Annotated in this window: 22 protein-coding genes; 17 read left to right on the top strand and 5 right to left on the bottom strand. The window is 50.3% G+C overall.

The genetic code is table 11. From position 1 onward, the window contains the following. Positions 1-17: 17 nt before the first annotated feature. Positions 18-620: a peroxiredoxin C gene (locus tag ACYZZ0_RS19655; protein ID WP_461538366.1), complete on the bottom strand. Its 603-nt coding sequence runs from the start codon at positions 618-620 to the stop codon at positions 18-20. Between the two features lie 385 nt (positions 621-1005). Here ACYZZ0_RS19655 and bfr point away from each other — a divergent pair, with 385 nt between their 5' ends. Further along, positions 1006-1473, top strand: a complete 468-nt coding sequence (gene bfr, locus ACYZZ0_RS19650; RefSeq protein WP_461538365.1) for a bacterioferritin — start codon at positions 1006-1008, stop codon at positions 1471-1473. Positions 1474-1516: 43 nt separating this feature from the next. On the opposite strand, the gene grxD is transcribed toward bfr, so the two are convergent. Beyond that, positions 1517-1858: a Grx4 family monothiol glutaredoxin gene (gene grxD, locus ACYZZ0_RS19645; RefSeq protein ID WP_461538364.1), complete on the bottom strand. Its 342-nt coding sequence runs from the start codon at positions 1856-1858 to the stop codon at positions 1517-1519. Positions 1859-2053: 195 nt separating this feature from the next. Between grxD and ACYZZ0_RS19640 the strand changes: the two genes are divergently transcribed. Further along, the gene (locus ACYZZ0_RS19640) at positions 2054-3100 is read left to right on the top strand and encodes an ABC transporter ATP-binding protein (RefSeq protein ID WP_461538363.1); all 1047 of its coding nucleotides are present in this window, start codon (positions 2054-2056) and stop codon (positions 3098-3100) included. A gap of 351 nt (positions 3101-3451) precedes the next feature. Continuing rightward, positions 3452-4897, top strand: coding sequence for a sensor histidine kinase (locus ACYZZ0_RS19635; RefSeq protein WP_461538362.1), 1446 nt, complete (start codon positions 3452-3454; stop codon positions 4895-4897). Between the two features lie 101 nt (positions 4898-4998). Here ACYZZ0_RS19635 and ACYZZ0_RS19630 read toward each other — a convergent pair whose 3' ends face one another. Beyond that, on the bottom strand, positions 4999-6264 hold the full coding sequence (locus tag ACYZZ0_RS19630; RefSeq protein WP_461538361.1) for an alpha/beta hydrolase: 1266 nt from the start codon (positions 6262-6264) through the stop codon (positions 4999-5001). A gap of 161 nt (positions 6265-6425) precedes the next feature. Here ACYZZ0_RS19630 and ACYZZ0_RS19625 point away from each other — a divergent pair, with 161 nt between their 5' ends. The 6 genes from ACYZZ0_RS19625 to ACYZZ0_RS19600 all read left to right on the top strand — a co-directional run bounded on the left by ACYZZ0_RS19625 (position 6426) and on the right by ACYZZ0_RS19600 (position 11595). Further along, positions 6426-7103: a response regulator transcription factor gene (locus ACYZZ0_RS19625; protein ID WP_461538360.1), complete on the top strand. Its 678-nt coding sequence runs from the start codon at positions 6426-6428 to the stop codon at positions 7101-7103. Positions 7104-7108: 5 nt separating this feature from the next. Then, positions 7109-8488 (top strand): sensor histidine kinase, encoded by a 1380-nt coding sequence (locus ACYZZ0_RS19620; protein ID WP_461538359.1) that lies wholly within the window; start codon positions 7109-7111, stop codon positions 8486-8488. Positions 8489-8544: 56 nt separating this feature from the next. Then, positions 8545-9312, top strand: a complete 768-nt coding sequence (locus ACYZZ0_RS19615; protein WP_461538358.1) for a MipA/OmpV family protein — start codon at positions 8545-8547, stop codon at positions 9310-9312. Positions 9313-9506: 194 nt separating this feature from the next. Beyond that, the gene (locus tag ACYZZ0_RS19610) at positions 9507-9851 is read left to right on the top strand and encodes an ArsC family reductase (RefSeq protein ID WP_461538357.1); all 345 of its coding nucleotides are present in this window, start codon (positions 9507-9509) and stop codon (positions 9849-9851) included. Between the two features lie 71 nt (positions 9852-9922). Beyond that, positions 9923-10960 carry a 2,3,4,5-tetrahydropyridine-2,6-dicarboxylate N-succinyltransferase gene (dapD, locus tag ACYZZ0_RS19605; protein ID WP_461538356.1) on the top strand — a complete coding sequence of 346 codons (1038 nt, stop codon included), beginning with the start codon at positions 9923-9925 and terminating at the stop codon, positions 10958-10960. A 77-nt stretch (positions 10961-11037) separates the two neighbouring features. After that, positions 11038-11595, top strand: a complete 558-nt coding sequence (locus ACYZZ0_RS19600; RefSeq protein ID WP_461538355.1) for a carboxymuconolactone decarboxylase family protein — start codon at positions 11038-11040, stop codon at positions 11593-11595. 42 nt (positions 11596-11637) lie between these two features. Here ACYZZ0_RS19600 and ACYZZ0_RS19595 read toward each other — a convergent pair whose 3' ends face one another. Both ACYZZ0_RS19595 and ACYZZ0_RS19590 read right to left on the bottom strand, forming a co-directional pair. Continuing rightward, complete coding sequence (locus tag ACYZZ0_RS19595; RefSeq protein WP_461538354.1) at positions 11638-12624, bottom strand: zinc-binding dehydrogenase; 987 nt, start codon at positions 12622-12624, stop codon at positions 11638-11640. A 101-nt stretch (positions 12625-12725) separates the two neighbouring features. Further along, positions 12726-13151, bottom strand: a complete 426-nt coding sequence (locus ACYZZ0_RS19590) for an Rrf2 family transcriptional regulator (RefSeq protein WP_461538353.1) — start codon at positions 13149-13151, stop codon at positions 12726-12728. Positions 13152-13338: 187 nt separating this feature from the next. On the opposite strand from ACYZZ0_RS19590, the gene hcp reads away from it, so the two are divergent. From hcp to tssK, 8 genes are all read left to right on the top strand, one after another. Further along, entirely contained in the window at positions 13339-14988 is a 1650-nt protein-coding gene (gene hcp / locus ACYZZ0_RS19585; protein WP_461538352.1) for a hydroxylamine reductase, read from the top strand. 134 nt (positions 14989-15122) lie between these two features. Then, positions 15123-16169, top strand: coding sequence for an FAD-binding oxidoreductase (locus ACYZZ0_RS19580; protein ID WP_461538351.1), 1047 nt, complete (start codon positions 15123-15125; stop codon positions 16167-16169). Between the two features lie 308 nt (positions 16170-16477). Next, positions 16478-17611: a D-alanine--D-alanine ligase family protein gene (locus ACYZZ0_RS19575; RefSeq protein WP_461538350.1), complete on the top strand. Its 1134-nt coding sequence runs from the start codon at positions 16478-16480 to the stop codon at positions 17609-17611. Further along, the gene (locus ACYZZ0_RS19570) at positions 17612-18847 is read left to right on the top strand and encodes an ABC transporter substrate binding protein (RefSeq protein ID WP_461538349.1); all 1236 of its coding nucleotides are present in this window, start codon (positions 17612-17614) and stop codon (positions 18845-18847) included. Beyond that, positions 18837-19568, top strand: coding sequence for a substrate-binding periplasmic protein (locus ACYZZ0_RS19565; RefSeq protein WP_461538348.1), 732 nt, complete (start codon positions 18837-18839; stop codon positions 19566-19568). Before ACYZZ0_RS19570 ends, ACYZZ0_RS19565 begins: the two co-directional genes overlap by 11 nt. Next, on the top strand, positions 19565-20761 hold the full coding sequence (locus tag ACYZZ0_RS19560; RefSeq protein WP_461538347.1) for a type VI secretion system-associated FHA domain protein: 1197 nt from the start codon (positions 19565-19567) through the stop codon (positions 20759-20761). The genes ACYZZ0_RS19565 and ACYZZ0_RS19560 overlap by 4 nt, the downstream gene beginning before the upstream one ends. Next, complete coding sequence (gene tssJ / locus ACYZZ0_RS19555) at positions 20758-21402, top strand: type VI secretion system lipoprotein TssJ (RefSeq protein ID WP_461538346.1); 645 nt, start codon at positions 20758-20760, stop codon at positions 21400-21402. The genes ACYZZ0_RS19560 and tssJ overlap by 4 nt, the downstream gene beginning before the upstream one ends. Positions 21403-21519: 117 nt before the next feature. Then, entirely contained in the window at positions 21520-22854 is a 1335-nt protein-coding gene (tssK, locus tag ACYZZ0_RS19550) for a type VI secretion system baseplate subunit TssK (RefSeq protein WP_461538345.1), read from the top strand. Positions 22855-22856 lie beyond the last annotated feature (2 nt).

Genomic DNA, 22856 nt, shown 5'->3' with positions numbered 1-22856 from the left:
GCTGTTAACTGTAACGATTACAGTTCTTCAGCGCTTTCGCTCAGGTACTTGGCTACGCCGTCCGGAGAAGCGGTCATGCCCTTGTCACCCTTGTTCCAGCCAGCCGGGCAAACTTCGCCGTGCTCTTCGTGGAACTGCAGCGCGTCAACCAGACGAATCAGCTCGTCCATGTTACGGCCCAGCGGCAGGTCGTTTACGATCTGGGAACGTACGTTACCTTCCTTGTCGATCAGGAAAGCACCACGGAATGCAACGCCACCTTCAGACTCAACGTCGTAGGCCTTGCAGATTTCGTGAGTCATGTCGGCAGCCAGGGTGTACTTGACCGGACCGATGCCGCCCTTGTCTACCGGGGTATTACGCCATGCGTTGTGAGTGAAGTGAGAGTCGATGGAAACACCGATTACCTCAACGCCGCGCTCTTTAAAAGAGTCCATGCGGTGATCCAGAGCGATCAGCTCGGACGGGCAAACAAAGGTGAAGTCCAGCGGGTAGAAGAACAGCAGGGCGTACTTGCCACGGATTTCTTCGGACAGGGTGAAGGCGTCAACGATTTCGCCGTTACCCAGGACAGCCGGTACGGTGAAGTCAGGGGCTTGCTTGCCTACGAGAACTGCCATATTAATCTCCTGTTCGTTCGGATAATTTTCGCAGAAACGCGATTCAGACTGATAGCTTGTGCTGACTGCCGCTGTTTTGAATTGACCTTTTTCAAGGCCGCACGGCTCAACTATCAATTGAAAGACAGGGTAATAATACACACGCAGCTTGATGCCGCCTACACCTGAAAACGTAAAAACCGATTAATTTTTGCTAGGCACCTCATAGAAAAAAACTATCGACCCCGATAGCCATTTTCTTTCAACGTTCGACATGCCAACCAATACAAATACAACGTATTCACATTCTCAATAATTCATTAAAAATCAATAAGTTACGCTTTGACAAGGAACAGCCAGCAACCATACTCAGTTGATTCACGATCAGTCTGGCCGGAGTTCTGTCATGAAAGGCAACAAGCATGTCATCACCCACTTGAGCAAGGCACTGAGTAATGAGCTGGTTGCAATCAACCAGTACTTTATGCACGCCCGCATCCTGAAAGATCAGGGCCTGACCAAACTGGCGGACAAGATTTACCATGAGTCCATCGATGAAATGCATCATGCCGACTGGCTGATTGAACGGATTCTGTTTCTGGATGCCATGCCTGACCTGGGCAAACTGGGTGCTTTAAATATCGGGAAAACGGCGAAGGAAATGCTGGATAATGACCTCAAGCTGGAAACTGAAGCCATACCGGTTTTAAAAGAAGGTATCGCTATCTGTGAGAGTCACAGTGATTATGGTAGCCGGGATTTGCTGGACAGGATTCTTACTGCAGAAGAAGCACATATTGACTGGCTGGAGCAGCAGCAATCACTGATCGAAAAGATGGGGATAAAAAATTACACCATGATGCAGGCGGAATGAGATGGAATGGTGAACAGAATATCTGCTCACCATTCTTCGGAAATTACTCAGCCGCTTCGTCAGCGTTGCCTACAGCTTCCTTGATCATGGTCTGCAGTTCGCCCTTTTCGTACAGCTCGATAATGATATCGCTGCCGCCGACCAGTTCGCCCTTGATCCACAGCTGCGGGAAGGTCGGCCAGTTGGCGTATTTTGGCAGATTCTGGCGAATTTCAGGGTGAGCCAGAATATCCACGAATGCAAAGCGCTCGCCACAGGCCATCAGTACCTGGCTGGCACGGGAAGAGAAACCACACTGCGGCAGTTTGGGAGAACCCTTCATGTAAAGCAGGATATCGTTGGATTCGATCTGCTGTTTGATTTGTTCCATCACTTCCGTGGACATTCGATATTACCTCTTATCTCTGTCTTCTCGCGGTATCCGCTTGTTGCACCAGATACCGTGATGCCATCTTGAAATCGTTGCCGCGATTCTACCCCAAAATATATCCTAACTAAATCCCGACAAGAACACTGGGTTATTTTAGCCATAAAATACGCTAATATTGCGCCTTCGTTCCAGCTGTAACGTGTTGTCCTGATGACCACTTTTACTCCCCTGCTGACCCTTGACGGAATTCAATGTGGTTATGCTGAACAGACTGTAATCAACGGTATTGATCTTCAAATCGGTCAGGGTGAAATCTGCGCCCTGCTGGGCTCCAGTGGTTGTGGCAAAACAACAACGCTGCGGACAATAGCCGGTTTTGAGCCGGTACAACAGGGCTCGATCAAACTGGGTAATACCCTGTTGGCTTCACCATCATATCTGATGCCGCCAGAACAACGCGGACTGGGTATGGTATTTCAGGATTACGCCCTTTTCCCCCACCTGACTGTGCTGGACAATGTGACCTTTGGCCTCAAGGGTCAATCAGATAAAAATCACAGAGGCAAGCAACTGTTGGAACTAGTAGGGCTGCCGAAGCTGGAGAACCGTTACCCTCACGAATTATCTGGAGGACAACAACAGCGGGTAGCTCTGGCCCGGGCGCTGGCACCTGAGCCGGCACTACTGTTAATGGACGAGCCGTTTTCCAATCTTGATACCGATCTGCGCCGACAATTAAGCCGGGAAGTTCGACAAATCCTGAAGCAAAATGGCACCAGTGCCATCTTGGTTACTCACGATCAGGAAGAAGCATTCGCCTTTGCCGATAAAATCGGGGTTATGAACCAGGGTCTGCTGGAACAGTGGGGAACACCCTGGCAGATCTATCATGAACCTGCGACGCCTTTTGTTGCCAACTTTATCGGCCAGGGCAGCCTGATTCCTGGTACTGTCAGAAATGAACAGCAAATTGATACCTTGCTGGGCGTTATTACCAGCAAGCATGCCCGCCAGTATTCTGCAGGCGCATCAGTCAGGGTTCTCCTTCGCAGTGATGATTTTTCTTGGTCTCAGGAAAGCCCGATACAGGGCAATGTCATCAGCAAGACATTTACGGGTGCGGCAACCCAGTATGAACTTCAGTTTGAAGAGAGCACAAAAATTCACTGCCAGTTGAATGGCCCTTTATCCTTTGAGGAAGGCGAGCAAATCCGGATCAAAATTTCTGCTACAGATCCCGCCGTCTTCGCCGCTTAAACCCGCATTATTGCAGGTGATTTTCATTCACCTGCAATATTCATATATATACATGTACAACAGTCATATTTCTTGATCTCTGCCATGTACTTTATGAACACTTGTCGTACGATATTCGGGATAAGCTGAAGGAACAGTGCCGGAGCCTTATCGCGGTCATGCTACATGTGCAGGTGCCTGAAACATACCCGCCAAGCAAGCAATACCTTAAAGAACCAGCCTGTCACTATCCTGACAGAACACCCTGTTTAACCAAGAACAAGATCGGGGGGATACGGTCGTGTACTACATAAAAGACGTTTTTGAATATTACATCATTATCAAAAGGCTGATGCGAAGAGTGGTAGAAATATGAATACACTCGGTTCTGCCATTGACTACCAGGCCAGAAAAAAAAGACAGGCACCCCGTATCAGACTGGGCAAGATTTCAATAATAAAAAGCCTCAGACTACGTATTATCAGTGCCTTCCTTGCTTTGGCCCTTATCGTCATAACCGGTTACAGCGTCACTCTGAAAGCAGTTTCCGAGGGCAGCCAGGACATCGAGTTCAACTGGTATATTGCCAAAGTGACCGACACCCTGGTCAAGATGCATTATGCCAATCCGGAAATGCTCAAGAAGTACCTGAACGGTAGACTTGTGATGGGCGATGACCGACAGGCACAGCGCTATCTTGCTGATCACTTCCTGCCAGCTGAAATGGCTATCACAGAGTTTGATGGTGATCTTACCTCACTGCCTTATATTGACAGCCAGGTTGAAGTAACCAAGCAGGGATACTCCATCTTCGAGGTAGAGTTCAATGGTCGGGAAATGGTGCATATCGTTCGTGCACCACTGACTGGCAAAAACGACACTTCACCTTACCTTTACTACTTTGCAGATACTTCAGGTTTTTCTGTCAGCCCGGATCAGGAACTGGAGCTCTGTCTGGTTCAAGCCATTGGTGCAGGTATCACACTTCTGCTGGCCGTACTGGCAGCTGTGCTACTAACCCGCTTTGTGATGGCACCGCTGCGACAATTAAAACAGGATATGGAGCGACTCGATATTCAGCGCAGCCAGAAACTGGATACTGATTACTATCATGACGAAGTCGGCTCGGTAGCCTGTCATATCAACCAGCTTGTTGATCGAATCCGGGAAGGTATTGTAAGGGAAAAAGCCTTTATTCGTGATGTCAGCCATGAGCTGCGTACTCCGGTAACCGCCATCGCGATGACTGTAGAAAATGTTCAGGATGAGCCACTACCTGAAACATCTGTTCTGAAAAAAGGCCTGCGCCGAATTGCCAGAGCCAATACTAATATGGCTCGCCTGATTGAAGCATTCACGGTTTTGGGAAGAGAATCTTCAATCAAGGAAGAATCTGTACATTGCGATATGTATACATTGGCAAACGCATCCATTGGCCTGAATGGTGGTATACATGCGCCGGAAAATGTCCGGATGATTAATGTGGTTCCCAAAGATCTTTATATGAGGCTACCACCCAAACTATTGTCTATTTTGGGCGAAAATCTTATTCGAACAGCCTGCCAGCATGACCCGGACGGCAAAATATGGCTTGATGCCGGACACACGTGGATAGAAATCCGACACAGCGGTCCGGGATTTGATCAGTCTGTTATATCGAATCTTGCACGGCCTTATTGCACAGAGAAAAGTAACGGCTTTGGTTTGGGGCTTAATATTGTTCAGCGCATTTGCCAGACCCGAAACTGGAAGCTGGATATTGCCAACTGGAAACAAACCGATGACAGTGGCGCGGCTATTCGAGTAACTTTTGCCTGAGCGCTTTTGCCATCAACTTGAAACCACAGCTGAAGCAGAGAGCATACTCTCTGCTTCAGCTATTCAGAATAATTCGATGTGCAAAGCCGCTACAACAGGTGTCAGCCGGCACTCAAATTCAAGGTTATAAACTGATAGATCCGCTCTTCAGCCTCTTTTCCTTCTGGACAGTGACCTGCTTCACCATAAAACGCCAGCTCACCTCTGGATGACATTGCCGCTGTTGCCCTCATGTCCTTCGGCGAAGCGACCGGGTCATCCTTGGTATTAATAACCAGCAAAGGAATATCAGTTTTCGGCAGCCCATCAAAATAACCTTTGGCTTTCAGGGACAGCGGTTTTGTAATCGTACCCGGACTTTCAACTGTTTCATAAGAGTGCCCCAAGCGGGCAAAGAAAGAATCCACACTCATTCTGGGTACAAACTGTAAATGTTCCGGTCGGGTCAGCACGCCATCAACCAGCGTGCAGCGTGCAACCACAGCTTTCAGCTGCGAATTTTTCAGCGCAAACTCCATCAGACTGACACCGCCACCTGAAGAAGTCAGGGCAGCAACCCGGCCTTGATCAAGTACCGGTGAATTTTTCACGTACTGCAGCGCTGCATCATGACTCCGGGATTCATGGCCCACTTCAAGCCTGATCCCTTTATTCAAACCACCACCCGGCATATCAAAGGTGATAACGGCATAACCCTTATCAACATACTTCTGAATAGAGGTGTGGTGCTCTACCAGAGTCTTGTCCACACCACCGGTCCAGAGAATTACCGGCAATGACTGTTTGTCATCTTTACGATCTTTATTCGGCAGGTGAAGCAGACCGGTGATGTTACCACCAGCAGCAAGCGGCATGGTGATTCGGGTAACATTTTCTCCCCGCAGACTTGCAGCTTTGATATATAACTCGGCAGACTGATTCAGTGCACGCTGCTCGGGTTCTGTCAGCAAATTCGGGTAGGACGCTACCAGATAAAGTGCCGAGGCTCTTTGATAAAGTCTCGCTGCCAGATCAGTCACTTTTTCCTCTGCTGCTTTTTTCGCGACTTCTGCCGCTTGCAGACTCCACTCATATGTCCACTGTCCCTGACCGTATACTGTCATCGTATCCCTCAAAGCACCCTTGCCTTGAATCCGTGGCAGCACAGACTCGAGATCAGCATCAGTAATACCCAATATTTTCCAGTCATTAAGCCGCAGCTCACGATACCAGTTCTGCTGGGCCGCAAATTCAACCTCTCCCCCTCTGAAATTCTCATGTTGTTTCAGGTTAGTTGATGTCACCCCGGAGTCAGGACCATTGACTGAGCAGGCGGTGATAACCAGCGCCAGTGGCGCAATCGCAAAAAGCTGTTTAAGCGTTTTCATTATGTTGATTTACATCTGTTCCTGAAATTCAGCTCAAAACTATGCTGTTAGCTGTGAACAGGATGTGAAGCCTCCGCTCTGATGAGCGTGTTTTCATGATCACACACTGTTCACATCAGCTTTGCTATTCAATTCGATTTGGTCACTATCACGGAAACGTTATGCGAATTTTGCTCGTTGAGGATAATGCTGACATTACCGCCAGCATTGCCGACTATCTCGAACTTCAGGGCTACTGCTGTGATTTTGCCTACGATGGTCTGAGCGGGCTGAATCTGGCTACGCGCAACGAATATGATCTGTTTATTCTGGATATTTCGATGCCTGGAATGAATGGACTTGAACTATGTCAGACCCTACGCGACAAGTATCATAACAATAAGCCGGTACTTTTTTTGACCGCGCGCGACACACTGGAAGACAAACTGGCTGGTTTTCAGTGTGGTGCTGACGACTATCTGATCAAACCCTTTGAACTTCAGGAGCTGGACGCCAGAATCCAGGCTATCTTTCGCCGCTTCCAGAAACAAAACGACGCTTTACTCTCACTGGCTGGGTTAACGGTTAATAAGGACACACATGAAGTCCGTCGTAATGGTGCAGAAATTCAGCTATCGCCCAACAATTACAAGCTTCTGTTGTTATTAATGGAAAACTCGCCCGGTGTTGTATCCAGAGAAACACTGGAATATCAAATCTGGAGAGAAGAGTTACCGGACAGTGACTCTCTTCGCAGTCATATCTACAAATTGCGTCAACTTATCGATAAACCGTTTGAACAACAGTTAATCCACACTGTGCCCGGCAGAGGGTTCAGGATCGCGGTAAAACAGGGATAGGCCGAATGATGAAACGGTTTAACAGCCTGAGACTACGTATCCTGTCAGCCTGTATTATTTTTGCCCTGACAGTAAATATTTGCTTCGGACTCTTCCTTAATATTGCTTTTGAAACCGGTGAAGACACCCTTTTTAACTGGCAGATCGCCAGTCATACCGAACACTTGCGATCGCTATACCTTCAGGACCCATCGCAACTGCAGCATTTTGATACAGAAGGCCTCTGGCAAGTTGGCACTGACCAGCAGATTCTTACTCATCTGAACCCTGCACTGGCAGGTCAGGAAAAATTAGTCGACTCCTCTCTTATCGATGATTATGTCGTGACAACGCCACAGGGGTTTAAGATCTATGAATACAGACATGGCCCGAAGGCTGTGCACATTGTTCGAGCCCCCTTGCCTGCAAAAGAAGCAGCAGCCCCTGAATACTTTTACTATCTGGTTGATATCAGCGGATTCAGTTCAAGTGAAACCGACAACCTGTGGAAAATTATTCTGTCCATTCTGATATCAGGACTGATTACTCTCGGGCTAGCTTTAATTACCGGCCTTGGTGTGACTCATTTTGTTGTTGCACCTTTGACCCGACTTAAAAAGGATCTGGATACACTCGACTTCAACCACCAGCATCAGTTAACCAATCATTATTATCAGGACGAAGTAGGCTCTGTGGCCGAGCATATCAATGCGCTGTTAAAACGGGTTAAACATCTGGTTGAGCGGGAGAAGAATTTCACGCGTGATGCCAGTCATGAGCTTCGTACCCCCGTGACTAATATTGCTATGGCTCTGGAGTTGATTTCATTCCTACCGGATAAAAGTCCTAAACTACAGCGTCCCCTGCAGCGTATTAATCGCGCAACAAGAGACATGAAGTATCTGATCGAGAGTTTTCTTCAGCTTGGACGGGAGGAATCAGATCAGGAGGCTTCAGAAATGCTGGAACTGTATTCTCTGGTAATGCGTTCTTTCGAAAAACATCACTATCTGATTGAAGGCAAGTCAGTCACCCTGTTTAACAAAGTACCAGATGAGCTGAAAACCCGGTTACCCCCTAACCTGCTCGCCATATTGCTGGACAACCTGATTCGCAATGCCTGTCAGTATACTGATTCCGGTTTTATCGAGATCACCGGAAATGATGACAGCCTGCAGATTCGGGACAGTGGCCCGGGGTTCAGGGAGCATACGATTTCGTCCATGCTGGAACCCTGGCAAAAAGGCCATGCCAGCGGTCTGGGACTCGGTTTGAATATCGTCTCCCGAATCTGTCAGAGCCGGGGCTGGCATCTCGATATCAACAACTGGCAGGAAGGAGAACATGGCGGCACCCTGATCAGAGTGATATTTTCACACTCCGATCACATGATCATCACATCCTGATCACAGCCTGTCGGCAACTATAGCGCACAGATTTTCTGTAACCGGATGGAACTAACATGACTGTGCGCTCTGTTGCCCTGACAGCAAGCCTTCTGGCTTTATCCTCAATGCCTGCACTGGCTCAGGCTGATAGCGATGAAAGCCCGATCATTCTGGGTCTGGGTGTTGGCCTTGAAAGCAGCCTCTACAAAGATATCAATTCAGAAGCCAGCCCGATGCCCCTGGTTTCCCTGGAGTATGGTGACTTCTGGATTCAGGGTGAAAAAGCCGGTTACACCCTGCTGAAAGGTGATAACTGGAGTCTTTCTCCGGTCATCAGCCTTGGACTTGGACAGGGCTTTGAAAAAGATGACGTCGATAAAAAAAGCAAACTCTATGACGGCCTTGATGATCGTGACAGCGGTATCGGTTACGGCCTTGCGCTGGATTATGATTTGCAGTGGGCTGAGCTGTCAGCGGCGGTTTTGAACGATACAGAATCGAGTGTCAGTGTTGAGCTGGATCTCAGCCGTGAGTTTGCCATTACTGAAAGCCTGAGTATCGAACCCGGTGTCAACCTCGCATGGCGCAGCAGTGGCTACAACGATTACTACTTCGGAATTGACGCAGATGAGGCCGCAAAAAACAGCCTGCTTTCTACTTACAAAGCAGGGTCCGGGATGGAGATGGGACTGGAGGTAAATGCCACCTATCAACTTTCCGAAAACTGGCTGCTTGCAGCTTCTGCCGATTATACCCGCTTCAGCAGTGATGTTACCGACAGCCCTCTGGTTGAAAGCAAACACCAGACCTCTCTGATGGTAGGTATTGCCTACGTATTCTGAGCAATACCAATATTACTCGCACACCAGGCAGGGATGACCATCCCTGCTTATTTCTTGCTCCTGCTCTGTATCCCGCCCCTGATTGACTGTGTATTATCAGCAAAAGATGAGCACAGCCGCTATTGATAATCATAAAAATGGCCTCATCTAGTACTTGATGAAAGTAATACCACACTGAAACAGGCAGAAGACCCTTGATCACGTTGTATGGCATTCCCAACTGCGACACCATGAAAAAGGCCCGTCGCTGGCTTGACGCCAACGGTATTGAATACCACTTCCACAACTACAAAAAGGACGGCATTGACTCGGCCACACTTCAAAACTGGTGTGATGCCCTGGGTTGGGAAACTGTCCTGAACCGCCGGGGAACCACATGGCGCCGGCTGCCGGAAGCAGACCGGGAAAGTATTGATGAAGCTTCTGCCATTCGCCTGATGCAGGAAAACACCTCCCTGATCAAGCGCCCCATTCTTGATGCAGCCGGAAAACTGAGTGCCGGATTCAGCGACGCTGATTACACGACTACTCTTTTATAATTGATAGATTGGTCCGGTTTTGCTGCCCCGGATCACACATGATGAACGCACAGACTCAAGGAATACCACGCATGAGTACGACATTTTTTAGTATGGCTGTCGGTATCGGCACCAAGAACCGCAAGCAGGAATGGCTGGAAGTTTTCTACCCGGTACCGGTACTGCATCCGAACTCTGAGCTGGTAAAACAAGTCGCATCAATCGTTCACTACAATGGTGGCAATCAGGCTATCGAGCTGGACAGTGCAACCTGTCACGCACTGGAAGAAGTGTTTGAAGCTGCCGGCGAAAACCAGCTGGCTGCCGCCATGACCGCTATCGAAGACAGCGACCAGCCACGGGTTATTACCCTGCTGGAAACCGATGATGCTCCGACTTCTACTCCGGAAGCCTATCTGAAACTGCACCTGCTGTCGCACCGTCTGGTCAAGCCTCACGGTACCAACCTGACCGGTATTTTCCCGCTGCTGCCGAACGTGGCATGGACCAACCAGGGCGCTATCGATCTGGAAGAGCTGCCAGGTTGCCAGCTGGCAGCCCGCGCCAATGGTGAAGTACTGGCGGTTAACTCTGTCGACAAGTTCCCGCGTATGACCGATTACGTCGTGCCTGCCGGTGTCCGTATTGCCTCTACTGCCCGGGTTCGTCTTGGTGCTTACGTGGGTGAAGGTACCACCGTCATGCATGAAGGCTTTATCAACTTCAATGCCGGTACCGAAGGCAAGAGCATGATTGAAGGCCGCATATCTGCCGGCATCATGATCGGTGAAGGCTCTGATCTGGGTGGTGGCTGCAGCACCATGGGCACCCTGTCCGGCGGTAACGACATTGTTGTATCCATTGGCAAGAACTGCCTGATTGGTGCAGAAGCCGGTATCAACATTCCACTGGGTGATCACTGCACCGTGGAAGCCGGACTTTACCTGACAGCCGGCGCCAAGGTGACTGTATTGGATAACGAGAAGAAGCCGGTCAAGATTGTGCGCGCTTCAGAACTGTCCGGCAAGTCCAACCTGCTGTTCTGGCGTAATTCCCAGAGCGGTGCCATTGAGTGCCTGTCCAAGAAAAATGCCGTGGAACTGAATGAAGAGCTTCACGCTCACAACTGATCTCCACTAAAGGGCAGGTAATTCCTGCCCTTCTTTCTATCTGCCCGATAACAACAATAACCCACCGAGATCCTGCCATGACTGAGTTTACCCGTCACACCATCGAAACCGCGCCCCAGTCCAGCAAAAAGATTCTCGAAGAATCTGAAAAAGCCATGGGCTTTATTCCCAATCTTTACACTGTAATGGCTGAAGCCCCTTCCTTGCTGGAAGCATACAAAGCCGTGGGTGGACTGTTTCAGAAAAGCTCATTCAACGCTGATGAACTGACTGTCATCTGGCAGTCGATCAATGTCGAACACGAGTGCCATTACTGTGTTCCTGCTCATACCGCAATTGCTGGCATGATGAATGTTGATCCGGCTATTACCGAGGCATTACGGAACGAAACATCACTACCGGAAAAACTGGAAGTTTTGCGCGAGTTCACATTGAGTGTGGTTCGAAATAGAGGACAGGTTGCAGATAAAGAGATAGACGCTTTTCTCGAAGCGGGTTACAGCAAGCAGCAGGTTCTGGAAGTTGTATTGGGTGTCGCTCAGAAAGTTATGAGCAACTATGTGAATCATCTTGCTGATACACCGGTTGACCCAGCGTTTCAGCCATTTGAATGGCAAAAAAATCGTAAAGCCTGATATCAGCGGGAGGATACTTTTACCCTCCCGCACTTATACTTTTCAGCTTTCCAGTTTCATTACAATTTTGCCGACGGTTCGCTGCTGTCGAATCATCTTGAGTGTATCGCCAACCTGCTCAAGACCAATGGTATCCAGCCGGGGAGTTTCCACTCTTCCACATTCGATCAGTGAGGCAAGTTGTACGCCAGCCTCAGTCATTGCTTTTCTGGATGCATCACCATAACGATGCCCCGATCCCAGGCTGAGCTGGTGAAAGCTTAACCCTTTCATAAACGCATCCGGATACTCAGCAGGTCTGACAGTACGTACCAGTTCGACCATCTGCCCTTCAAAGCCAAGCACACTGGCTGTCACGATATCATTATCACCACCCACTGCATCGAGTGCTACCGGAACACCGTCTCCGTCAGTCATCTCCATCACCCGGGCATAAACATCTTCCTGCCGGTAATCAATCAGATGAGTTGCTCCCAGCGTGGCCAGGTAATCATGATTTGCCGCTGAACTTGTTGTAATAATTTTCTCGACACCAAAATAGCGGGCAATTTGAATCGCGTAATTACCAACACCGCCAGCACCACCGGCGATAAAAATACTCTTTTGACCCGCAATAGCCAGTTTATCCACCAATGCCCGCCAGGCCGTCCAGCCGGCACAGGGAATGGATGCCGCAGCCTCTGGTGCCAAATCAGGATGACTGATCAATGTACGGCTGTCGTGAATAGCATATTCGGCATAGCCACCATGAGGGCGGAACATATCACCGTGATACAGCACCCGGTCTCCAATCTGCCAGTCCTGCACCGCTGTGCCTGTTGCAACAATTTCACCCGAGACATCAAGCCCCGGAACCCATTGATTGCTCATCCCTTCTGCTGCTGAATGCCAGAAATTGATCTTGGCATCTACCGGATTGAGACCACAGGCCAGAACCTTGACCAGCACATCATGGCGGCCCGGCTCAGGCATTGGCATTTCATTGAGTTGGAAGTCGTCACTAGCGGGATCATACGTTACTGCACGCATAATAATTGGCCCTGACACGAAAGAGAGAAAATAATAAGAGCGTGGAAGGCTATTTCACCATAGGGGTAAAAGCCATAGAGGTAAAAGCCAAAGAGCTAAAACTACAGAGCAAGCAGTGGAATCAGCTCATCACGGTTTTCCAGCAGGTCTTTCAGAGTGTAACCATCGAGCACAGCCATAAACGCATGCAACGCATCGGCCAGTACATGCTTCAATTTGCAGGCGGGCTGGAGTCGGCAATAAGGACTGTCACAATCAATCACCTGCAGGGTGGATTCCATCGCCCGGACGACTTCACCGATATTGATCTCTTCAGGTTTTCTACCCAACTCGATACCACCACCCTTGCCCCGAATGTTGCGCAGATAGCCCTGCTGTCCCAGCTTCTGCACAATTTTCATGACATGACTGCGGGACAGGTCGTAGGTTTCAGTAATGGCAGCCACAGACAGACGTTCGCCTTCAGGCATCAGCGCAACCTGAATCAGAGTGCGAAGGGCATAGTCAGTATGGCGTGTTAACTGCATAGAACCTGTTCCTGAAGACGGACATGATACCGACCGGCGGATCAATAAAGTGACATAAATCAGCCCTATATTAAGCCAGTTCCCGCCATATACCGTCATTGAGGGTTATTACGTATTCGCCCTGATGTCGTTTAGCGCGACAATAGATGCAAATTATTTGAATCTTATAAAAGGTTGAGGTCGAATCATGTTTTGCGTTCAGTGTGAACAGACAATCCGGACTCCCATCGGCAATGGTTGTTCCTATGCCCAGGGTATGTGTGGCAAGACTTCTGAAACTTCTGATCTGCAGGACGTGCTGATCTACATGCTGCAGGGTGTTTCCTGGTATGCCCTGCGTGCTCGCGAAGCCGGCATTGTTGACGCAGCTATCGACGCTTACATTCCGCAGGCTTTCTTCGCCACGCTGACCAACGTCAACTTCGACTCCAACCGCATTATCGAAATGACCCGCGCTGCCGGCATTGCCCGCAACAAGCTGAAGGCTGCCTGCGAAGAGAAAGGTGTTGACCTGTCTGCTGCACCGTTTGCCGCTACTTTTGATCTGGGTGTTGATATGGCGGCCATGCTGGAGCAAGCTCCGGCCATGCTGCCTAACCGTGGCAAGGATGAAGTCAGCGAAGACGTGGTCGGCCTGCGTCTGTTGTGCCTGTACGGTCTGAAAGGTGCTGCTGCCTACATGGAGCACGCTCGCGTACTGGGTGAGCAGGACGAAGCCGTTTATGCCGAGTTCCACAAGCATATGTCCTGGCTGGCAACTGATCCGGCAGATATCACCGAACTGCTGGGCTGCGCCATGGCAATTGGTCAGATGAACTACGGCGTTATGGAAATGCTGGATCGCGGTGAAACCGAAGCCTTCGGCCACCCGGTTCCGACCCAGGTCAACACTCGTCCGGTTAAAGGCAAGGCGATTCTGGTATCCGGTCACGACCTGATCGATCTGGAAATGTTGCTGAAGCAGACCGAAGGCAAGGGCATCAACATTTACACCAACGGTGAAATGCTGCCGGCACACGGTTACCCGCTGCTGCACAAATACCCGCATCTGGTCGGCAACTACGGCAGTGCATGGCAGAACCAGCAGCACGAATTCGCCCAGTTCCCTGGCCCGATCGTGATGACCTCCAACTGCATTATCGACCCAAATGTCGGTGACTATGCAGATCGCATTTATACCCGCAACATTGTTGGCTGGCCGGGTGTTACCCACATCGAAGATGAAGATTTCTCTGTTGTGATCGAGAAAGCACTGGAAATGCCGGGCTTTGAACACGACGAAATCCCGCACAACATCATGACCGGTTTTGCCCGTAACGCTCTGATGCAGGCTGCTCCAGCTGTTATCGACGGTGTCAAGAACGGCGATATCCGTCACTTCTTCCTGATCGGTGGTTGCGACGGTGACAAGAGTGAACGTGCTTACTACCGCGAAATGGCTGAAGCCGTACCAAGCGACAGTCTGATCCTGACTCTGGCCTGCGGCAAGTTCAAGTTCAACAAGCTGGAATTCGGTGATATCAACGGTATTCCGCGTCTTCTGGACGTTGGTCAGTGCAACGACAGTTACTCCGCCATTCAACTGGCTCTGGCGCTGGCTGAAGCTTTCGAGTGTGGCGTTAACGATCTGCCGCTGACCCTGATCCTGTCCTGGTTCGAGCAAAAGGCGATTGTTGTTCTGCTGACCCTGCTGTCTCTGGGCATCAAGAACATTCACGTTGGCCCGACCACTCCAGGCTTCCTGACCGATAACCTACTGAATGTTCTGGTTGAACAGTTTGATCTGAAACTGACCACAACCGTTGAACAGGATCTGAACGCCATTCTGGCCGCCTGATCAGACAGTTCGGTTTTCCTGAATAACAAACGTCAGTCTGTTGATACAGACTGACGTCTTTTGCTAACACAGCCATGAGCGTGACAACACCGATTAATCCTCAGCAAGCGATAATCAGTGTTCATGAAAAAAGCATGCAGATAACAGAAGCATTTCAACAACTTTCCACTGCCGCCAGCTGGCAGAAAGGTACTCTTGAACTGACCTGCCTGCGGGTTGTTCAGGAAACCGACGACGTTAAAACCTTTGTATTCCAGAGCACGCCGCAAACCCGGTTCCATTTCAAACCGGGCCAGTTTGTGACCCTGCAGCTGGAAATCGAAGGTGAAAACGTTTACCGCACCTACACCATCAGTTCTTCACCTTCCAAGCCTTACACGCTGGAACTGACCATCAAGAAAGTGGAAGGCGGACAGGTATCGGGCTGGTTGCTGGAAAACCTGAAGCCAGGCCACAAAGTGAAAGCCGAAGGCCCTGGTGGTGAATTCAATATCATCGATCATCCGGCCAAAAAGGTACTGTTCCTCAGTGCAGGCTGCGGCATCACGCCGATGATGTCCATGAGCCGCTGGCTGCGGGATACCGTTGCGGATGTTGATATTCACTTCATCCACAGTGCCCGCACCTCCTACGATATTATTTTCCGTCATGAACTGGACAAGACCGCCCAGCGTTATGACAACTTCAAGCTGGACTATGTGCTGGAAAACATTGACGGTTTTCTGGACGCAGAAAAGCTGCAACAGCTTGCGCCTGATATGCATGACCGCACGATCTTTGTTTGCGGCCCGGCACCTTATATGACGGCTGTTGAACAGATGGTAGCCGATAGCGGCTTTGATATGAGTCGTTACTTCCAGGAAAGCTTTGGTGGACAGCTGATGCCGGAACTGGATACCGAAGCAACAGCTCAGGCCGAAGGTTATCAGCTGACACTGGAAAAGAGCGGCAAGGTCGCCACCTTTGATCCCGGTCAGTCCGTACTGGAAGCTCTGGAGCAGCAGAAAGCCCCGGTTATCGGCGCCTGCCGTGCTGGTGTCTGTGGTTCCTGCAAGGTTAAAATCTCTGAGGGTAAAGTCAGCTCCACCAGCCAGATGACGCTGACGCCTGATGAAATTGCTCAAGGATATGTGCTTAGTTGCTGTTCAACACCACAGTCTGATTTGAATATAGATATTTAAATCAAAACCTGACCTTACCTTACCAGCAAAAGTCGCTATCGGACGTCTGATAGCGACTTTTTTGTTTCATTAAATATCGTTTTCACTTAGGGTACGTTCAGAGAGAATAAGTCGCTTATAATGGTTATAAAGTAGCTCCTGCCTACCTTTTCATTTTTGCAACAATCATCAAAATAATTCCCATTTTTATTGTCGACTCTTTAGGTCTACCCCCATATCGTGCACATCAGGCTTTTACTTGAATCCTTCCCACAAGATTCATCGTATAGCCTGTCATCCAGTCTCGATATGCGGTAACCAGTCTTCCCATGCAGAACGTCGTTGCTACCCTTACAGCACACCAGGACAAGCTGAGAAAACATCTTTCCATCGCAGTAATTCATGGCGGTGACAAAGACGACAAAGGCAGCTGTTTTTACAAAACCTTCAATCCTCGTGCGACCAAAACCTATGAGCCCGTCGCCCGACAAATTGCCGAAGCATTGCAGCAGTGCGGTTACGAACGCGTTGTGACTCTGCCGGAAAATGCCCGGCTGGTTGATGAATTACAGAAAAACTGTGTCGATATTGTTTTCTGTAATAGTGGCGGCCTGCAGGGGTACAACCCGATGTCCCACCTGCCTGCACTGATGGAAATGGTGGGTCTGCCGTATGTTGGTCATAACCCGGTAAATGCGACTCTGCTCGACAACAAGCACCTGTTCAAACAGGCACTGGTCGATCTGGATATTCCAACGCCCCGGTTCCTGGTTTGTCATCAGAATGACTGTCTGGAGACTTTTACCCGGCGAATAAAGTCCCGTTTCAACGATTACTCCGGGCCTTTTATTATCAAGCCGACTTCCGGACGGGCTTCGATTCACGTCAACTATGAAGAGACGGTTGAAGCGGCCTGGAAACGGGTTACCGAAACACTGGAACTGACATCCAATACCGTACTGGTCGAAGAATATCTACCAGGCAGAGAATTTGTTGTTGCTGTAAGTGGCCCGGTGGTGACAAAGCAACAGCAAGTAGACTGTGGCGCCACACCTTTTGCCTTTTCAGTGATTGAGCGTCGGCTGGAGCAGGATGAACGCATTTTCACTTCGATGGACAAGAAAGCGATTTCATCCCGGCGCCTGATTAATGTCGATGATGAAGACCTGATTGCAGCAATCAACAAGCTCGGACAACAGGTTCATGCCGGACTTTGCCTGCAGGGCCTGACCCGGGTTGATATTCGAATGGATGCTGCAGGGCGGCTGTCAGTCATGGAAGCCAATCCGAAGCCGGACCTGACCCGGCCTGCACCGGATAAAACAAGCCTGGTTTGTCATGGTCTGCCACGGGAAGAAATGACCTATGAGGAACTGATTGAATCCCAGCTACTTAACGCCATTGGTTTCCGACTGAAAAACCTGCCGGGTTCCATCCCTCATATCAGCAGGATTCTGCACTGAATGAGATTTTTTTCTGTACCAACAGGTAGCCGCTTTAAAAAGCTGCTACCTCTGGTACTGCTATGTTTTTTTTCCGGTACCTTTTCCGGCATCAGTATTGCTAATGCCGTAGAAAATACTAGAAGTGCAGTACCTCTCAACAATAATAAACCGGCCTGGTTCGGTGCCAACACGACAATACAGCCTGTTGCTTTCTCCCTGACGGATTTCCGCAAGATTACGACAAAGCAAAAGGTTCTGTTCGTCTATTCCAAGGCATCCTCTGCCTATGATCAGGCTTTTATAACTATTACCCGGGCATTCCGCCGCTACCAGCAAGATGCCGGATACCTTGTCGTTAATTTCCGCCAGCAACCGGAGTTGGTCAGGCAGCTGATGCAACAGCCAGGGTTTGATCTGGCATTTGTTGCAGGCTCAAAAGCCACTTCTGCGCTATATACCTCTCAGTTGAAGCCGGCCATGCCGGTTGTCAGTGTGACCGCTAAAGATCCGGTACTGATGGGGTTGAGAGAGAGTTACGACGCACCATCCGGATTGACTGGCAACCGTGCCTTACCGCCTGAGAAACAGCGCTATGCCTTCACATCGCTGAATATTCGGGCAGAAAGTCTGGTCAGTTATCTGCAAACGTTGAATCCAAATCTGGTTTCCATCGGTATTGTCTATGGCAGCAGTAATCAGAGTGCCCTGAGAACCCAGGTACAACCGCTGGTGCAGGCAGCCAGAGCCTCGGGAATACACGTCAACGTAATATCAATTGATGCATCGGACCCAGAGACCAGCCTGCAACAGGAGATTCCGGCAGCGCTGGCAAACAGTCGCAAGGTTGATCCGGAATTAAGGCAAACACTACTGTGGCTGACCGGCAGTACGCTGTTGTTTTCCCGACTGGATCAGATCGATGCATTAGCCGGCCGGGTTCCGGTACTGAGTGCTGTGCCGGATCTGGTGTCATCGCAGCCGGGCAGCCCGATGCTATCGATCGGCATCAGTTTTGAAAGTAATGCTGCACTGGCAGCCCTATACGGGCGTCAGATTTTGACCGGAAGACACACTCCCGGCCAGCTTCCGGTCGGTGAGCTGTCACCACCGGATATTGCAATCAATTTTAAAAAGGTGGCCGAGTCCGGTTGGACAATCCCTTTGCGGATGTTTGAACTGGCCACCATCCTATACAACAGCAATGGCCAACCGGTTAACAGAGGGGGTATGCAACTTGAGCAGGGTGAAAATTAGGATTGCAGATGCTGTCACCGGCCTGTTGCTGGCACTGATTACGTTTCCGGTTTTTGCCGCTGTTGACCGGCTGCGGCTGGCAACCCAGGAATGGGCACCTTATCAGTATTCTACAGCTGATGGCGGTATTCATGGTTTGGCAACAGATCGGGTGCGTTGTGCCCTGGGGAAAATGCAGCAACCATATCAGATTGCCTTTATGGAATGGAGCAAGGCCCAGCTGGAAGTTCGACAGGGCGCCTTTGATGGTTTTTTTGTCGCCTCCCGTAATGATACCCGGGACAAGTATGCCACCCTGTCCGACACCGTGGCACAGCAACAGTGGGTGCTTTACAGCTTTCAGGATGTGGACAACAACCAGTTTGCCACCATGGACTATAAGGAAGGCATCAGTGTGGCGGCTACCTTTGGGTCAGCCAAATGGTTCTGGCTGAAAAAAAATGGATACCGGGTCGACAAATATCCGAAAGATACCCGTCGTCTTGTTGATCTGCTGTTGGAGCGCAAGGTCGGCGCCATCCTGGAAACCCGTGAGGTCATGGAACAGGAAATGCAGCGCCGGGGGTTAAAACTTGATTCATTTAATCAGCTGGAACTGTATAGCAATGAATTGGGTGTCTATTTCAGTAATGAGTTTCTTGGACGTAATCCGGGATTCCTGCAACGTTTCAATCAAGCCCTGAAATCCTGCCCGTTACCGGCAACAGGAGTAAATCCATGAGCCTCCAGCTACAGATCATCAATATTCCGGAAGGTGAATTGCTGGCGGAAACCCTGTACCGAATTCCTTCGGCCGGTGGTTTGATCGGTCGCTCATCGGATTGCACCGTCGCACTGCCTGACAATACTCGAACACTGTCCGGTAAGCATGCCCGGATTTATCCGGAAGACAATCACTGGCTGATTGAAGATCTGAGCACCAACGGCCTGCTGGTCAACAATGCATCAGCACCACTGGGGCCCGGCAAACGTCATACCCTGACCGATGGTGATATTCTGACCTGTGGTGAATACCGGATCATGGTTAACCTTTTTTCACCTGAAATCAGCTTGACTTCAGGGCCGGAAGCCCATTCAGATACTGAGTATTCTTCGCAAGATAACAACTTGCCGGACGATCCTTTTGCATCTTCTGTCGCCTCGGTTGTAAACACAGGAACGGCTTTTATGGATGATCCGTTTGAGCTTTCTCCCGGTGGTCAACCAAACCAGCACCGGACTGATAAAAGCGTACCGGATGCGGATGATATGGCGCTGAGCTTTGATAATGCCACCCGACCATTACAGCCTCTGGATGAGCTGGCTAATGAAATGGCTAGTGCACATAGCCGGCAGGAGTCTCTGATTGATGTGCTGGATAATTCCGAAGCCATGCCTGATCAAATACTGTCAGAGCAAGCTTCACAAGATTCTAGAGTCAGTCCTGTTCCGCCTTCATCTCATGAGACTGCAGTCGATATTGAATCCCCTGTCGTGAGCCCTGTCTGGCAATCAGACTCCGTAAACAATACCGCCCGGCCGGAACCGGTTCATGTTGCGGCTATGCCGGTTGTGAAGGAAGTCTCACAGCAAATGGTGCACGAGCCTGCAACCCAGAGTGAGTTAAGCACCCTGTTGGAAGAAAACCGGCGCCTTCGTGAAGCACTGCGCCGTCGCAGCCGGGTATTGAAAAAGATGATGTACCACGCCATGGGAGAGGCGCTCGAACAAACCCTGAGCGAACTGTCGCCGGAGTATCTGGAAAAGCTGTTTGATGACTATAACGGTGGCAAACCGGGCCTGTTTGGCAAGCGTGACAACTGGAAACTCTATACCCGTCATTACCAGCGCATCATGAAAGAGCAGACTCTCCGACTGACATTTACCGCCCGGTTTCAGGCGGCAATGAACAGGCTGAAGGAAAAATCATCATGAAATCCGTAATAGCGCTTTTCACCAGCCTGCTGATGCTATCGGGCTGCAGTCTGTTATCGCCGGGCACAAACCCGGCAGATCCGCTGCAGAACAGTGATACATCACTGGAGCTCACCCTGGAAGCTGGCTATGACCTTAATCCCAATGACCGGGATGAGGCATCGCCACTGAAAATCCGGCTGTATGAACTACAGGCGGCCGATTTTTTTTCCCGGGCCGGTTTCCTTGATCTGTTTGATCAGGATTCTGCAGTACTGCAGGACAGTTTGATCAAGGCGCATCGTATTCCGATACAGCTGCCGGGACAGACCACCCGTTTCGATATCACCCTGAATCCGGCCACCCGCTATATCGCGATTCTGGCGGAATTTGCCCGCTATCAGAATGCCGATGCCCGGGCGATTGCCCCGATTCGTATCGATGCCCGCAATATTGGCCGGCTGGCGATGGAAGGCAACAGTCTTTATTTAACCATCTCTCCCGAGCTGACCCCGGTTGACCGGGCCAAACAGCTGCTGACGCCTTTTTCTGATTCAGGAGGTAACGCTGCAGAGGGCTCGGGTAAAGGTGGAAACAAACTGAATTTACCGCTGCCAACACTGGATCAGCTGAAAGGCGCCAAATCCGACAAGAAGCAGTAATCAGCAGGCATCAGACCTGCGATGAAAACAACGCAAACAAAGTAACAACAGCCCTCTTTATTTTCAGAGCAGGGCAGCCAGCACAAGGCAGACGACTACAGAGTATGGGTATAACCGATGGATACTAACCGTGTGGTATGGCAGGAGGGCATGTTTCTCAGCCCGCAGCATTTCCAGCAGCAGGAACGTTATCTGGAATCCTACAGCCGCCAGCTGGTCTCCTTGTCATCGGGACGACCAACCGGCTTTACCGAACTGGTCATCGATCAGGAGCAGCTGAATATCGGCCGTTTCATGCTGCGTCGCTGCAGCGGAATTTTTCCAGATGGCACGCCCTTTTGCAGTCAAAGCGCCATTATTAGGGAAATCGAGCAAGCTGAAGCCGGTTCACTGATCTATCTTGCGCTGCCGGCTATTCGCCCGGGTACGATCGATACCGCTCAGGCAGAACATCAAAATGCCGGTGCCTGTCGCCATATCAGTTTTGATCACGACACACCGGACAGTACCGATCGTGAAAATGAACCGGTAGCCCTCACCCTGTCCCGGTTGAACCTGAAACTGTTACTACCGGATGAAGAGCCGGATACTCATATTCGCCTGCCTGTCGCCCGGATTCAGGAACGCCAGAATGATGGCCGGCTGCAGCTGGACAGCTCTTTTATTCCACGCTGCCTGGATTATCGCACCAGTCAACTGTTGAAAGAGCAGGTCCAGAACCTGCAGGCCCGGATGCGCAGCCGGGCCAGTGCAATGGCCACCCAGATTGGCCCCCATTCAGAACAGAAAAGCTTCCAGACCATGCAGCTGGAGTATCTTTGGCTACAAGCCCTAAACCGTTATGCTGCCCGACTGGACAGTATTTGCACCGGTGAAGTAGTACGTCCCGGTGAACTGCACAGAGAGCTGGTGACAATGGCTGCCGACCTGGCCACCTTCAGCAGTACTCTGGCACCTGAATTTCCGCCTTATGACTTTGATGAACCCTGGCGGGCCTTTGCCCCGGTGTTCACCACACTGCAGCAAAACCTGCGTCAGGCCCGTAGCGAAAAAGTACAGTCACTGCCCTGGGATGACAGTCTGTTTGAACGCCGTCGTTTGCTACGAACACGGGTTGAAGACCGTTCACTATTTAACGACGGTCGCTTTGTACTGGCGGTTACCAGCAACCTTGGCCCCAGCCGTTGTCGCGAGCTGTTCCCGGCAACAGCCAAGCTGGCCGGCAACCAGCGCATTGCCGAGCGGGTACGCGGTGCGCTGTCAGCAGTACCGTTACTACCCATGCAGATTCCTCCACTGGAACTGAAAGCACGGCCGGATACCGTGTATTTTGAGGTCGATACCAGCCACTCCCTGTGGCATGAGCTGGTCTCTCATCACGATGCCATTGCCCTGCATATCGACGAACAAATGCCGGATGACGTGACTGTCACGTTATATGTCGTGAGGTAAGC

The sequence above is a fragment of the Spongorhabdus nitratireducens genome (genome assembly GCA_947387575.1).
Taxonomy (GTDB): Bacteria; Pseudomonadota; Gammaproteobacteria; order Pseudomonadales; family Endozoicomonadaceae; genus CANDOC01.
Note: the sequence above shows the minus strand (reverse complement) of the source record. Positions and strands in the feature narration are given on the sequence as shown.

Coding starts and splice junctions, on each gene's coding strand:
- ACYZZ0_RS19655 (WP_461538366.1), bottom strand. CDS start 620: ATGGCAGTTCTCGTAGGCAAGCAAGCCCCTGACTTCACCGTACCGGCT.
- ACYZZ0_RS19640 (WP_461538363.1), top strand. CDS start 2,054: ATGACCACTTTTACTCCCCTGCTGACCCTTGACGGAATTCAATGTGGT.
- ACYZZ0_RS19570 (WP_461538349.1), top strand. CDS start 17,612: ATGAGATTTTTTTCTGTACCAACAGGTAGCCGCTTTAAAAAGCTGCTA.
- ACYZZ0_RS19600 (WP_461538355.1), top strand. CDS start 11,038: ATGACTGAGTTTACCCGTCACACCATCGAAACCGCGCCCCAGTCCAGC.
- ACYZZ0_RS19580 (WP_461538351.1), top strand. CDS start 15,123: ATGCAGATAACAGAAGCATTTCAACAACTTTCCACTGCCGCCAGCTGG.
- ACYZZ0_RS19615 (WP_461538358.1), top strand. CDS start 8,545: ATGACTGTGCGCTCTGTTGCCCTGACAGCAAGCCTTCTGGCTTTATCC.
- tssK (WP_461538345.1), top strand. CDS start 21,520: ATGGATACTAACCGTGTGGTATGGCAGGAGGGCATGTTTCTCAGCCCG.
- ACYZZ0_RS19595 (WP_461538354.1), bottom strand. CDS start 12,624: ATGCGTGCAGTAACGTATGATCCCGCTAGTGACGACTTCCAACTCAAT.
- ACYZZ0_RS19630 (WP_461538361.1), bottom strand. CDS start 6,264: ATGAAAACGCTTAAACAGCTTTTTGCGATTGCGCCACTGGCGCTGGTT.
- ACYZZ0_RS19575 (WP_461538350.1), top strand. CDS start 16,478: ATGCAGAACGTCGTTGCTACCCTTACAGCACACCAGGACAAGCTGAGA.
- ACYZZ0_RS19635 (WP_461538362.1), top strand. CDS start 3,452: ATGAATACACTCGGTTCTGCCATTGACTACCAGGCCAGAAAAAAAAGA.
- ACYZZ0_RS19590 (WP_461538353.1), bottom strand. CDS start 13,151: ATGCAGTTAACACGCCATACTGACTATGCCCTTCGCACTCTGATTCAG.
- dapD (WP_461538356.1), top strand. CDS start 9,923: ATGAGTACGACATTTTTTAGTATGGCTGTCGGTATCGGCACCAAGAAC.
- hcp (WP_461538352.1), top strand. CDS start 13,339: ATGTTTTGCGTTCAGTGTGAACAGACAATCCGGACTCCCATCGGCAAT.
- ACYZZ0_RS19625 (WP_461538360.1), top strand. CDS start 6,426: ATGCGAATTTTGCTCGTTGAGGATAATGCTGACATTACCGCCAGCATT.
- ACYZZ0_RS19620 (WP_461538359.1), top strand. CDS start 7,109: ATGATGAAACGGTTTAACAGCCTGAGACTACGTATCCTGTCAGCCTGT.
- tssJ (WP_461538346.1), top strand. CDS start 20,758: ATGAAATCCGTAATAGCGCTTTTCACCAGCCTGCTGATGCTATCGGGC.
- ACYZZ0_RS19560 (WP_461538347.1), top strand. CDS start 19,565: ATGAGCCTCCAGCTACAGATCATCAATATTCCGGAAGGTGAATTGCTG.
- grxD (WP_461538364.1), bottom strand. CDS start 1,858: ATGTCCACGGAAGTGATGGAACAAATCAAACAGCAGATCGAATCCAAC.
- bfr (WP_461538365.1), top strand. CDS start 1,006: ATGAAAGGCAACAAGCATGTCATCACCCACTTGAGCAAGGCACTGAGT.